The organism is Xanthomonas citri pv. citri, from assembly GCF_000961215.1.
GTDB lineage: Bacteria > Pseudomonadota > Gammaproteobacteria > Xanthomonadales > Xanthomonadaceae > Xanthomonas > Xanthomonas cissicola.
This window is the reverse complement of the sequence record NZ_CP008998.1, coordinates 3,458,341-3,471,210: the sequence shown is the minus strand read 5'-3', so window position 1 is coordinate 3,471,210 and position 12,870 is coordinate 3,458,341. Positions and strand designations below refer to the sequence as shown.

Genomic DNA, 12,870 nt, shown 5'->3' with positions numbered 1-12,870 from the left:
CTGCTGGCAACCACCGGTACCGAAGGATCACCATGTTCGACATTCTGGCCAGCCTGGGCCGCGATCTGCAGGCGTTGCGGACGCTCGATAGCTGCCTGGACCGGGTATTTGGCGATGTCTGTGCGCTCGGTTTCCAGTCGCTGGTTTACGACTACGCGCCGGTGCCCCTGAGTCTGGAGGGGGCGCTGATCACGCCGACGGTGTTCATGCAGCGCAATGCGCCGGGCGATATGCAGCATGTGTGGTGCGAGCACGGGTACTACCAACATGACCCTGTTCAGCAGCGTGCAACGCGACGTACCACGCCGTTCGTATGGTCGTACCGCACCGACGGCCATTGCCCGGGTGTGGAATATGTGGGCGGTCAGCACCGGCAAGTGACCCGGTATCTATGCGATAGCGGCATGGGCACCGGTGTCACCGTGCCGCTGCATTTGCCTGGTGGCGCATTCGCCACCTTCAGCGGCGCAATCGATGCCGCGGCGGCACAAGCGCCGCGTTTGGCCGAAGCGCAGTTGCTGCCCTTCCTGTTGCTGGCGCATGCCTTCCAGTCGCGTGCGCAGGAGTTGCTGGATCCGCAGGAACGCCGCTGCCACCACATCGCGCTGACCCGTCGCGAGCGCGAATGCCTGCAATATTCGGCCAAAGGCCTGACGTCCAAACGGATCGCCGCGGCACTTAACCGTTCAACCGCCACGGTAAACCTGCATCTGAATTCAGCCGCCCGCAAGCTGGGCGCACGTAACCGCGTGGAAGCAGTGGCGCGTGGTATGCACTATCGGTTGCTGGAGCCATAAGCATTATCCGAGCGTGCCTGCGTCGCTGCGGTACCGCGGCGACGCAGGTTTCGCAGTGGCAGAGCGCATATGCAATGCCGCGTCTCTGGCGCGACCCACCCGTGTTCGAAACGCTGATCTGTTCTTGGACCGAATGGAATCCAGTTGCGCTCGCAGATGCGATAGATGCGGTGATTCGAAGCCGTCATTTCGATCCAAAAGCGGTGCTGAGTCGCGCGCTCGCCGTTGCAGCCGGCGACGCGCCGCGTTCGATCGAACCGGCTATCGGCCAGCACCAACCGCGCATCCGGGCGCGCCCAAACCTGTGAAATTTGCCAGTTAACGCCGCTCGGCGCGCTCGCTAGGCTCGGGCCTCATCATTGCCGTAGGCAGGCGCAGGTCATGCAGTGCACCGAGGGTTACGTCGAATTCCGCGGCTACCGCACCTGGTACCGCATTACCGGCGACCTGTGCGCGGATGCCTGCCCGCTACTGGTGCTGCACGGCGGTCCCGGGTGCACGCACGACTACGTGGACAGCTTCAAGGACCTGGCGGCCAACGGCCGCGCGGTGATCCACTACGACCAGCTGGGCAACGGCAACTCCACCCATCTGCGCAATGCCGAGCCAGGCTTCTGGACAGTGGGGCTGTTCCTGGACGAGCTGCAGACGCTGATCGCGCATCTGGGGCTGTCGCAATACGCATTGCTGGGCCAGTCCTGGGGCGGAATGCTGGCAGCCGAACATGCGGTGCGCCGTCCGGCCGGCCTGCGGGCGCTGGTGATCGCCAATTCGCCCGCCTCGATGGGGTTGTGGCGCGCTGCTGCGCTGCGCCTGCGCGCGCGCCTGCCCGAGGATATCCAGGCCGCACTGGACGAGCACGAAGCCGCCGGTACGCTGGATCATCCGGCCTATCGCGCCGCCAGTCAGGTGTTCTACGCGCAGCACGTGTGTCGCGTGCTGCCGTGGCCTGCCGAGGTCGCGCGTACGTTTGCCGCCATCGACGCCGATCCAACCGTGTATCACGCCATGAACGGCCCGACCGAATTCCACGTGGTGGGCAGCCTGCGCAACTGGAGCATCATCGAGCGCCTGCACCGCATCACCGCACCCACGCTGGTGCTCTCTGGCAAGTACGATGAAGCCACGCCGGAAACCGTCGAGCCCTATGCGCGGTTGATTCCGGATGCGCGCTGGCACGTGTTCGCCAACTCCAGCCACATGCCGCACGTGGAAGAACGCGTGGCGTGCATGCGCCTGGTCGGCAATTTCCTGGACGATCAGACACCGTGGCCCGGTGGCCAGATATTGCGCTCGTCAGCACTGGCCAATCGCGCTGTTTGAGCGTGCAGGGTGCGTGTGCGATGGCCAGCGGGCCGATCGACCGCACTGCGTTTAGCTGCCTGCCTGCTGCGATGATGCGGCGATGGGCGGACACCATCAATCCGTGCCTGCGATAGATGCCCTGCAGCGTCGTATGCTTGCATCGAGGCAAGCGCGGCGCTGCATGCGTTCCGCGCATCCGTGTCGATGGAGGTTCGAGCACGGTCGCAGGCCCGCTTCAAGCTGCCGGCCCATGTTGATGCGCCGGCGTCGCAGTGCACACGCCGCAGCGTGGGAGGCATCGCAGGCTACTGGCGGCCAGGCGCGTAAGCGCTCTGATGCGCTGCGACGGCGCTCGCGCGCGACAGCTTGCGTCCGCAGGTTCGTGCCGATGTAGAGGCAAATGCTGCATTGCATGACGGCAATGCAGGGGCCAGCTGCGATCGCCAGGCGCGCTGATTGCGTCCATGCCTGTCGCCGCGATCGGCATGTCGATCATGACGGTTGCAGGCGCGATTGCTCTGCGCGTTCGAGCACGTGCGCATCGCCGGCATCTGCAGGCACACGACACCTACATGCGTCGCCCAAGACAGGGCTAGTCGCACCGCAATGGCGTGTCCTGTCCTGGCTGTCCTTCGCTGTCCCTTTTGCATGTCTCGGAAAGAGAACGCCGCGGTGTGTCTAAATTTCGAAGATGAATAATTGTTTTATGTTTTAAATCGCGCGAAGAATGCAGCCCCCCACGCACCGCATTGCTGTCGTCGCCACCACTGCGCAGACGGCCTGCATTGCTTGTCGACTTCTTTGGGAGAGGCTACATGATCATCAAGACGCTCCAGGGCGCACTCGCGCTTGTACTGTCCGCTTGCGCCGCGGGCGCGATTGCCGGCCCGGTCGGCTACGGTGCCGCCACCACCGGCGGCGGCAACAAGACAGCGGTCAACGTGGCGACGTTCGAAGCGGTGCAGGCCGCCATCGACAACTATTCCGGTAGCGGCGGGCTGGTGCTCAACTACACCGGCCAGTTCGACTTCGGCACCATCAAGGACGTGTGCGCGCAATGGAAGCTGCCGGCCAAGACAGTGCAGATCAAGAACAAGAGCGATATCACGATCAAGGGCGCCAATGGCTCGTCGGCGAACTTCGGCGTGCGTGTGGTGGGCGATGCGCACAACGTGATCGTCCAGAACATGACCATCGGTCTGCTGCAAGGCGGTGAAGATGCCGATTCGATTTCGCTGGAAGGCAACTCCAGCGGCGAGCCGTCCAAGATCTGGATCGACCACAACACCATCTTCGCCTCGCTCACCAAGTGTTCCGGTGCGGGCGATGCCTCCTTCGATGGCGGCATCGATATGAAGAAGGGCGTGCACCATGTCACCGTGTCCTACAACTATGTCTACAACTATCAAAAGGTCGCGCTCAATGGCTACAGCGACAGCGACACCAAGAACTCGGCTGCACGCACCACGTATCACCATAACCGCTTCGAGAACGTGGAATCGCGCTTGCCATTGCAGCGGCGCGGCTTGAGCCACGTCTACAACAACTACTTCAACAATGTGTTCACCTCAGGCATCAACGTGCGCATGGGTGGGGTGGCGAAGATCGAGTCGAACTACTTCGAGAACATCAAGAACCCGGTGACCTCGCGCGACAGCAGCGAGATCGGCTACTGGGACCTGATCAACAACTACGTTGGCAGCGGCATCACCTGGAGCACGCCGGACGGCAGCAAACCCTACGCCAATGCCACCAACTGGGTGAGCTCCAAGGTGTTCCTGGAGTCGCTGGGCTACATCTACACCGTGACACCGGCGGCACAGGTCAAGGCCAAGGTGATCGCCACGGCGGGTGCGGGCAAGAACCTGGCGGAGTGACCGGGCGCGCGCGGAGTCGCGAATGAGCGGCAGCGAGCACTGGTCAGGTGGACGTGGAGGGCGCGCAGGAAGCGCAGCGCTCTGGTCTACAGGACGATTCCGACGGGTGGCCGTCCATCTGAAGCTTGCACAGATGATTGCCCGTTGCTCTTGGCCGCATCAAGGCACATCTCCGGATTGTTCGGGGATGTGCCTTGCCCGTTTCTTGAAGACGAAAGGTCATGCGCGCGCTGCACGGGCCGACAGGCGGCAGCGTGCGCCGGCGGGTTGCCGGGCGTTGTCTGCTGCAAAGCCGAGCGCAAGGGTGCGATCGGGCGACATCGCCACTCCTTCCCCGGGCTGGCGTCAAGAGGCGCGGCAGGCGCTGCGACGCGGTATCGTGTCGCGATTCCATCCATGCAAGCCCGTCCATGCCGCTTCCGACCGATTCCGTTGCTGAGACCGCTGCGCCCGCCGCGCCTGCATTGCGCCATGCGCTGAAGCCGCGGCAATTGATGATGATGGGCCTGGGCACGGCGATCGGCGCCGGGCTGTTCCTGGGTTCCGGCGTGGGCATTCACGCGGCCGGGCCGGCGGTGCTGATCTCGTATCTGATCGCCGGGGCGTTGGTCATCATTGTGATGAACGCGCTGGGCGAAATGGCCGCCGCCAAGCCGGCCAGCGGGGCATTCTCGGTGTATGCCGCCGATGCGATGGGCCCGACGGCCGGCGCTACCGTGGGCTGGCTGTGGTGGTTTCAGATAGTGGTGGTGATTGCGGCAGAAGCGGTAGGCGCAGCCGGGCTGCTGGCCACGGTCTGGCCGGCGTTGCCGGTGCCGTTGCTCTCGTTGCTGTTCATGGCCACGTTCACTGCGATCAATCTGCTCGGCGTGCGCAACTTTGGCGAGTTCGAGTTCTGGTTCGCCATCCTGAAAGTGCTGGCGATCGTGGTGTTCCTGCTGATCGGCGTGGCGTTGCTGGCGGGCTGGTTGCCTGGGGTGGCGTCGCCCGGGCTGTCCAATTTCACCCAGAACGGCGGCTTTGCGCCGAAGGGCCTGGCCGGTATCGGCTCGGCGTTGCTGGTGGTGGTGTTCGCCTTCGGCGGCACCGAAATCGTCGCGGTGGCCGCAGCGGAAACCGCCGACCCGGGACGCAGCCTGGCGCGCACCATCCGCACCGTGGCCTGGCGCATCCTGGTGTTCTACATCGGGTCGATCAGCGTGATCGTGGCGGTGGTGCCATGGACCAGCGCCGCGCTCAGCTCGCCGTTTGCGGCCGTGCTGGAGGTGGCTCGCATTCCCGGTGCCGCCACGGCGATCACCCTGGTGGCGGTGGTCGCACTGCTGTCGGCGCTCAACGCCAATCTGTACGGCGCTTCGCGGATGATCTTCTCGCTGGCCCAGCGCGGCGAAGCGCCGCGGTTGCTGGCCAGGACCAGCGGCGAGCAGGTGCCGCTGGTGGCGGTGATCGCTAGCGTGTTGTTCGGCTTCGCCGCCGCAGCGTTGGAGTTGTTGTATCCGAACAAGGTGTTGCCAATGCTGCTCAACATCGTCGGCGCCACCTGCCTGCTGGTGTGGACGATCTCGCTGGTGTCACAACTGATCTTGCGCGCCCGCGCGGACCGTGCCGGCCTTGCGCTGCCGTTCCGCATGCGCGGCTATCCGTTTCTGACCGTGCTGGCGCTGGTCATCCTGGCCGTGATCTTCGTGTTGTTGGCCTCTTCGGCCGATACGCGCGCGCAATTCCTCTCGATGGTCGCGCTGACCGCAGTCATCGCAGCGGTCAGCGAAATCGCGCGACGCGTGCGCGCGCGGATGTGAGCGATGGTGGGCGTGGCTGGGTGCTGATGCGTTGTGTGCGATGACGGATTTGTAAGCTATAAGCAGCGGGCAGCCGCTCATGTGCGTGGGCAACGGGGAATTGCCCTCGCCGTTGCTGGCAACGTTGATGTGTTCCGGTTTTGGCCTGGCCACGGATCACGGCCTCAGCGGAGTGCGGCCGCAATCGCGCACGCGCGCTAACCCACCTGTCCAGGAGCCGCTGCGGGTGCACACCCAGGCCGTGGCCGATCAGCAGGCTCCTCGTCGCGGCATGCGCCGCCGCCGGCATGCGCGGCCGCATCGTCGCCAAAAGCGTCCAGGCCTCGTCCCGCCCTGGTTAGACGACGACGGGTCCAGTAACGAAAAACCGCCGCACCGATAGATTGCGCAGCGAAACGAGAATTGCGTCAGCAGTCCTGCGTTTTCCTCTCGGCCTGTGCATTCGTCTCGGGGATCTGATTGTCCAGTTCGGTTATTCTCATTCGAACGCACAGGCTCGACCCATCAAGGCGCACGAAGAATATCGGCCGGATATTCAATGCGGGAACGCGCGTTATGGGTCACTTCTTCAGACGTCATTGCCGGGGTTCGCCCATGCATGCAGTTTCATCCGACAACCTGGCTGATTTGCCTTCGCCGCTCACGCTGGAAGCAGTGCATGCGTTGGCGTGTCCGGTCGATACGCATCTGGATTCGCTGTATCTGTCGCGCCTAGGCGGCTTCGATTTCTGGAAGGGCGATTGGAAAGCGCATCGGCGTTCTCCGATCCTCTGGTTGATGTCCAAGACCTCACCGAGAGGCCGCAATCAACCGCTGATGTACCACGTGAGCGGCCCGGACTTTCTCGCCGGCGGCTATGGCGGTGCCTGTTTCAGTGCCCACGCACTTTGGGAAAACCTCGTCGGCGCGCCTTTTCTCGACCCCTGGAAACACTGGGTGGAGCATCGGCGCTATGTCCAGGAGATGGTGGCGGCGAGCGGCGGGCGAATGCGGCTGGCACGCAGCGCCGCCGAGCTACGCGCGATTCGCGCAGCGGGTCTGTGCTGCGCCATCCTGTCGTTGGAAGGTGCGCACATGCTTGGACCACGCGGGCGCCGCAGCCAGGCGCTGCGGATAGCGCGTCTGGAAAGTGCAGCCAGGGCCGGCGCCGCCTATCTGACGCTCAACCATTTCAGCCATACCGACATCTCCCAGGCCGGCTATGCATCGCTCAATCCGTGGCGCGAACGTCAGGGCGCGGGGCTGACGGAGTTTGGCCGGCAGGTGGTGGAGCGCTGCATCGATATCGGGCTTCTGGTGGATCTTTCGCATACCTCAAGCCAGGGGATACGCGACGCCTGCGGCATCTGCCTCCGTCGCAACGTGCCGGCCTTCGTTTCGCATGGCGCATCGCGCAGCGTCACGCGCGGTGTGGAAACGCGGCCGTCGCGTCACTTGGACCGGGCGCTCGACGACGCGGCGATCCGTGCCATCGTGCAGACCGGTGGCTGCATCAGCGTCATCCTGGCGCCGTACTTCTTGCAGCACTCCTATCTGGCCGATGGCACGCCGGACATGGATGCCGATCTTGCCTTCGTCGTCGGCTATTACGAAGCGTTCGCCCGACAGATTGCCGCCATGGGGATCGTGGAAGATCCATGGAAACACTTGAGTTTCGGCAGCGACTTCGATGGCGGCATTTCCAGCCTGCCGACCGGGATGCGCAGCGGTGCGGATCTGCCCAAGCTCACGCAGGCGATGCTGGATGCCGGCTGGCCGACGCAACGCATCGTCGATGTGTATAGCGGCAACTTTATGCGGATCTGGGAGCGGGTGCGGCCATAGCGTTCCGCCGACTTGGTTGGAAGGCATGGCATGGCGGGTCCTGCGTCGTCTGTCGACGTGCATTGATTGGCGCCCGGCACTCCGCAGCGACAGCGTTCGCGCCATTGGGTCGCCTCTGGCGCACGGCGCACGGCGCACTGCCTAGCGGAGGCAGGTGGTCCGACGCACCGCAGGACAAGGGCGGCAATTTGTCGCGGATGCGACGCCGTGTCGCATCGGGAACGGGCGCGACCGTCCCTATCATGATCGCCTAGCGCAGCAGCGTGCGCGCGATCGCCCGATGCAGTGCATCCCGGTGATCGACCTGCGAGCTGCACGTCGACGATCATTTTTCCTGGAGGGTTCTCCATGGACGCACTGCTGTTATCGCGGATCCAGTTTGGATTCGTCATCGCGTTCCACGTATTGTTTCCGGCATTCACCATCGGGCTTTCCAGTCTGCTGGCGTTTCTGGAATGGCGCTGGTTGCGCACGCGTCTGCCGGTCTGGCGCGAGCTGTATTTTTTCTGGCAGAAGATCTTTGCCGTGTCCTTCGGCATGGGCGTGGTCAGCGGCATCGTGATGGCCTTCCAGTTCGGGGCCAACTGGCCGGAATTGAGCCGCGTGGCCGGTGGCGTGATCGGGCCACTGCTGAGCTATGAAGTGCTCACCGCGTTCTTTCTGGAAGCCAGTTTCCTGGGCGTGATGATGTTCGGCTGGGGGCGTATTTCCGAGCGCCTGCATTTCCTGTCCACCTGCATGGTGGCGCTGGGCACGCTGTTTTCCACGTTCTGGATTCTTTCGTCCAATAGCTGGTTGCAGACCCCGGCCGGCTTTGATGTCATCGGCGGCATCGTGCATCCGGTCGACTGGTTGAAGATCATCTTCAATCCCTCGTTCCCGTACCGGCTTGCGCACATGGCGCTTGGCTCATTCATCACCACCTGCTTCGTGGTGGGTGCAGTGGGCGCGTGGTATCTGCATCGTGGCGTGCATCGCCAAGCCGGGCTGTGCATGCTGAAGCTGGCCGTGGTGTTTGCCGCGATCGCCGTACCGCTGCAGATCGTTGTCGGCGACATGCACGGCTTGAACACGCTCAAGCATCAGCCGATGAAGATCGCCGCGATGGAAGCGCACTGGCATGACGAAAAACAGGGCGAGGGATTCCCGCTGGTGGTGTTTGCGGTGCCCAACGCACAGGCCGAGCGTAACGACTATGAGGTGGCGATTCCGCGCCTGGGCAGCCTGATTCTGACCCACCGCCCGGATGGCAGCATCGCACCGCTGACGTCGGTGCCGGCAAGCGAGCGCCCGTCGGTGACGCCGGTGTTCTTCGCCTTCCGCATCATGGTAGGGATTGGCTCATTGATGCTGCTGGTGGCCTGGGTGTCTGCGTTCGCGTTGTGGCGCGGCAAGCTGGTGCACTGGCGCTGGTTGCTGGCGGTTTGGCGCTGGATGTTGCCGAGCGGCTTCATCGCGCTGATTTCCGGCTGGTTCGTCACCGAAATCGGCCGGCAGCCCTATGCGGTCTACGGCTTGTTGCGCACCGCCGATGCGGTGGGCCCGCAGTCTGCGCTGATGACGGCCATCTCGCTGGCGGTGTATGTAGCCGGCTACGCGTTCGTGTTCGGCTGGGGCATCTGGTACCTGGTCAAGATCGGCAAGCAAGGGCCCACCCCACATGCCGACGCGCCGCATCTGGACCATGGCGAACACACGCCCGCACGGCCGCTGTCGGCAGCCGACGAATCGATCGACGGAGCCGCATGATGGAGATGACGAGCGTCTTGCCGGTGGCGTGGTTTGCGGTGATCGGCTTCGGGGTGCTGATGTACGTCGTGCTGGACGGGTTCGTGCTCGGCATCGGCATCCTGGCGCCGTTCCGCAAGGACGAAGCGCAGCTGGATCTGATGATGAACACCGCCGCGCCGATCTGGGACGGCAACGAAACCTGGCTGGTGCTCGGCGGGGCAGGGCTGCTGGCCGCATTTCCCAAGGCGTATGCGGTGATCTTGTCGGCGCTGTATCTGCCGGTGCTGTTGATGGTGATGGCCTTGGTGTTCCGCGGCGTGGCCTTCGAATTCCGTTTCAAGGCGCATCGCTCGCGGCGCTTGTGGAGCAATGCGTTTGCCGCCGGTTCGATCCTGGCCACTTTCGCGCAGGGCGTGATCCTGGGCGCCCTGGTGCAGGGTCTGCCGATCGAGAACGACCGTTATGTCGGCGGCATCTGGGGCTGGTTCAGCCCGTTCGCGATGTTGACGGGCGCCGCCTTGGTGTTCGGCTATGCGCTGCTCGGCAGTACCTGGCTGATTCTCAAGACAGAAGGCCATGTGCAGCAGTTGGCGCGGCAGTTGAGTCGACCGTTGACCATCAGTGTGTTGATCTTCATCGGCCTGGTCAGCGCCTGGTTGCCTTCGCTGCAGTCGCATGTGATGGAGCGCTGGTTCAGTGGCACGCACTATCTGTGGCTGATGCCGATGCCGCTGCTGGTGGCCATCGTGGGGGTTGCGCTGTGGCGTGCGAGCGAGGCCGCACGCTCGGATGCGCTGCCATTCCTGCTGGCGATGGGCCTGTTCGTGCTGGGCTTTTTGGGCCTGGTGCTGGGCATGTGGCCGTATCTGGTGCCGCCGGTCTACACCCTCTGGCAGGCTGCCGCACCGCCGTCTTCGCAGCTGTTCGCGATGGTGGGGCTGGTCATGTTGCTGCCCCTGATCCTGGGCTACACGGTATGGTCGTACCGCGTATTCCGCGGCAAGATCACCGCTGACAACGGCTATCATCACTAAGAGCTGCTAACAAAACGACTGCGCAGCCGCCAGGCGGGCGCGGCTGGTGCTCGGAATCGGCATGTACCACGCGAACACTTCGGTTCCTGTGCGCCGTCCGCACCACCTGACGACTGCTCGCTACGTTTTGTCAGCCGCTCTAAGGCGCATTGGCCGTGTCATGCCGGCACGCGGGCGCAGTGCCGGCGTGGCGCTGCACACCGTCAGCGCAGGCGCTGCTTGAACATCCATTCCCACATCGCCGGGTCCGCATAGGTTGCGTCCCAGGCATTGTGATTGCCCTGCGGATATTCGCTGTAACGTACATTGGCACCGACGCCCTTCGCGGCGCGGTACAGCGCGCGGTCGTCGTGCGGCGGCACCGAATCGTCCTTGGCGCCATGGAACATCCAGATCGGCACGTGCTTGAGTTGCGTCACTGCCGCGGTGTACGGGTCCGCTTCCTTCGCCACCAGGCTCACGTACAAGGTGCGGCGCTCATCGCGCGGTGCCTTGAGCGCGCCGCAGATCGGCACGATCGCCGCAAACCGCTGCGGCTGCATCAGCCCGATTTCCCAGGCGCCATAGCCACCCATCGAAATGCCGGTGAGGTAGGTGCGCTGCGGGTCGGCACCGAACTCGGCGCTGGCCGCGTCCAGCGCTGCGATCGCCATGCGCGCATTGATGCCCATCCACTCCTCGTCCTCGGGCACTTGCGGCAGCACGACAAGTGCGGGGAAGTCGGCGGTGTGTTCGCTCAAGTACGGGCCCACACCGACTTCGGCCTGGTCGCGCCCGTTATCGCCGCGCTCGCCCGAGCCATGCAGGAACAGCACGATGGGCCGCGGCTGCGGCACCTTGGACGCGGGCACGAACACTTGATAGCGGTACAGGCGCCCTTCCAGTTTCAACGTGCGGGTGACGAAGTGGCCGCGGCGTTCGTCGTGGTGGCGCTCAGTCATGCTGGAACAGCCGGCCAGCAATAGCGCAAAGGCAATGACAACAAGACAACGACGAATCACGCAGCTCTCCCGACCGATCACATGGGTGCAGTATTACCGCATGCCGGTGCGCTGGCGTGTCGATGCGCGGCGATTCCGGTCGAATATTCATCTGCTTGTCGGCATCGCATGCATGGCCGCTGGGCCCAGGCACCGCAAGGTCAGGGCAGCAGTATCAACGTGGCCAGGCCCAGGAAGCTCAAAAAGCCCATCACGTCGGTCAATGTGGTCAGGATCACGCCACCGGCCAATGCCGGATCGAAGCCCAACCGTTTCAGCGTCACCGGCACCAGCACTCCGCCGAAGGCGGCAGTGAGCATGTTCACCGTCAACGCGGTGCCGATTACCAGCGAGAGCATCGGTTGCCGGAACCAGGCCAGCACGATCAAGCCAAGCCCGATGCCCAGGCACAGCCCGTTGATCAGCGCGACAGTGAGTTCTTTCTTGAGCAGGGTCATCACGTTGGACGAGCCGATCTGGCCGAGTGCCAGACCGCGCACCATCAGTGCCAGCACCTGGGTGCCGGCATTGCCGCCCATGCCGGCAACGATCGGCATCAGCGCCGCAAGCGCCACCAGTTTTTCGATGGTGCCTTCGAACCTGCTGACCACGCTGGACGCCAGAAACGCGGTGCACAGATTGATGCTCAGCCAGATCAGGCGGCGCCGGAATGCGCGCCGTGCCGGGCTGAACATGTCTTCGTCTTCGTCCAGGCCGGCCGCGCTCATGGCCTGGTGCTCGGCCTGCTCGCGGATGATGTCGACCACGTCGTCGATGGTGATGCGGCCGAGCAGGATGTTGTTGTCGTCCACCACCGGCGCGGAGATCCAGTCGTGGTCGGAGAAGCGCCGCGCCACTTCGTCCGAACCGTCGCCGACATCGATGGCCGGTTGCTCGTCGTCGATCAGCCGGTTGACCGGCGTACTGTCTTCGTGGGTGACCAGCGCCGCCAGCGGCACACGGCCCAGGTATTGGTGGCGCCGGCTCACCACGTACAGGTGATCGGTGTGGTCGGGCAGCTCGCCGCGCAGGCGCAGATAGCGCAGCACCACGTCCACGTTGACGTCGGCGCGAACGGTGACCACGTCCGGGTTCATCAGACGCCCGGCGGTGTCTTCCGGATACGACAGCACCTGCTCGAGCCGCTCGCGGTTTTCGCGGTCCATCGACTTGAGCACTTCATCGATGACGGTGTCGGGCAGGTCTTCGACCAGGTTGGCCAGATCGTCGATGTCCAGGTCTTCGACCGCAGCCACGATCTCGTCCGGGTCCATGTCGGCCAGCAGGCTTTCGCGCACTTCGTCGCCGACGTGCAGCAGCACCTCGCCATCGTCTTCCGGATCGACCAGCCCCCACACCACTTCGCGCTTGCCGGGTGGCAGCGATTCGAGCAGGTTGCCGATTTCCGCCGGCGCCAGCGTATTGACCAACCGGCGTACCGGCCCGAGGCGTCCGCTATCCAGCGCGTCGGACAGCAGGCGTAGCTGGCGCGCGGTTTTGTCGTGGCGGACGGCTTCGGCCAT

Annotated in this window: 10 protein-coding genes and 1 other RNA gene; 9 read left to right on the top strand and 2 right to left on the bottom strand. The window is 64.1% G+C overall.

Features of this window, described 5'->3' with window-relative positions; translation table 11 throughout:
- Positions 1–32: 32 nt before the first annotated feature.
- From AMD14_RS15580 to AMD14_RS23685, 9 genes are all read left to right on the top strand, one after another.
- Entirely contained in the window at positions 33–797 is a 765-nt protein-coding gene (locus AMD14_RS15580; protein ID WP_011051958.1) for a LuxR family transcriptional regulator, read from the top strand.
- A 101-nt stretch (positions 798–898) separates the two neighbouring features.
- Positions 899–1,105, top strand: a complete 207-nt coding sequence (locus AMD14_RS15575) for a hypothetical protein (RefSeq protein ID WP_223293130.1) — start codon at positions 899–901, stop codon at positions 1,103–1,105.
- A gap of 73 nt (positions 1,106–1,178) precedes the next feature.
- A complete protein-coding gene (locus AMD14_RS15570; RefSeq protein ID WP_005913403.1) occupies positions 1,179–2,120 on the top strand; it encodes a proline iminopeptidase-family hydrolase in 942 nt (313 codons plus the stop codon).
- 797 nt (positions 2,121–2,917) lie between these two features.
- Complete coding sequence (locus tag AMD14_RS15565) at positions 2,918–3,979, top strand: pectate lyase family protein (RefSeq protein ID WP_011051957.1); 1,062 nt, start codon at positions 2,918–2,920, stop codon at positions 3,977–3,979.
- Between the two features lie 410 nt (positions 3,980–4,389).
- Positions 4,390–5,778 (top strand): amino acid permease, encoded by a 1,389-nt coding sequence (locus AMD14_RS15560; RefSeq protein ID WP_011051956.1) that lies wholly within the window; start codon positions 4,390–4,392, stop codon positions 5,776–5,778.
- Positions 5,779–6,372: 594 nt separating this feature from the next.
- Positions 6,373–7,602 (top strand): dipeptidase, encoded by a 1,230-nt coding sequence (locus AMD14_RS15555; protein WP_011051955.1) that lies wholly within the window; start codon positions 6,373–6,375, stop codon positions 7,600–7,602.
- A 348-nt stretch (positions 7,603–7,950) separates the two neighbouring features.
- Positions 7,951–9,351, top strand: coding sequence for a cytochrome ubiquinol oxidase subunit I (locus AMD14_RS15550; RefSeq protein WP_011051954.1), 1,401 nt, complete (start codon positions 7,951–7,953; stop codon positions 9,349–9,351).
- A complete protein-coding gene (gene cydB, locus AMD14_RS15545) occupies positions 9,351–10,367 on the top strand; it encodes a cytochrome d ubiquinol oxidase subunit II (RefSeq protein ID WP_011051953.1) in 1,017 nt (338 codons plus the stop codon). The genes AMD14_RS15550 and cydB overlap by 1 nt, the downstream gene beginning before the upstream one ends.
- A gap of 61 nt (positions 10,368–10,428) precedes the next feature.
- A non-coding RNA gene (locus tag AMD14_RS23685) (sX9 sRNA) lies at positions 10,429–10,503 on the top strand.
- 67 nt (positions 10,504–10,570) lie between these two features.
- On the opposite strand, the gene AMD14_RS15540 is transcribed toward AMD14_RS23685, so the two are convergent.
- A complete protein-coding gene (locus AMD14_RS15540) occupies positions 10,571–11,308 on the bottom strand; it encodes a carboxylesterase family protein (protein ID WP_180324422.1) in 738 nt (245 codons plus the stop codon).
- Positions 11,309–11,508: 200 nt separating this feature from the next.
- Positions 11,509–12,870: a magnesium transporter gene (gene mgtE / locus AMD14_RS15535; protein ID WP_003487859.1), complete on the bottom strand. Its 1,362-nt coding sequence runs from the start codon at positions 12,868–12,870 to the stop codon at positions 11,509–11,511.

Bases quoted from the DNA above. Each gene is read 5' to 3' on its own strand.
- AMD14_RS15580 (WP_011051958.1), top strand. From the start codon at position 33: ATGTTCGACATTCTGGCCAGCCTGGGCCGCGATCTGCAGGCGTTGCGG.
- AMD14_RS15570 (WP_005913403.1), top strand. From the start codon at position 1,179: ATGCAGTGCACCGAGGGTTACGTCGAATTCCGCGGCTACCGCACCTGG.
- AMD14_RS15565 (WP_011051957.1), top strand. From the start codon at position 2,918: ATGATCATCAAGACGCTCCAGGGCGCACTCGCGCTTGTACTGTCCGCT.
- AMD14_RS15560 (WP_011051956.1), top strand. From the start codon at position 4,390: ATGCCGCTTCCGACCGATTCCGTTGCTGAGACCGCTGCGCCCGCCGCG.
- AMD14_RS15555 (WP_011051955.1), top strand. From the start codon at position 6,373: ATGCATGCAGTTTCATCCGACAACCTGGCTGATTTGCCTTCGCCGCTC.
- AMD14_RS15550 (WP_011051954.1), top strand. From the start codon at position 7,951: ATGGACGCACTGCTGTTATCGCGGATCCAGTTTGGATTCGTCATCGCG.
- cydB (WP_011051953.1), top strand. From the start codon at position 9,351: ATGGAGATGACGAGCGTCTTGCCGGTGGCGTGGTTTGCGGTGATCGGC.
- AMD14_RS15540 (WP_180324422.1), bottom strand. From the start codon at position 11,308: ATGACTGAGCGCCACCACGACGAACGCCGCGGCCACTTCGTCACCCGC.
- mgtE (WP_003487859.1), bottom strand. From the start codon at position 12,870: ATGGCCGAAGCCGTCCGCCACGACAAAACCGCGCGCCAGCTACGCCTG.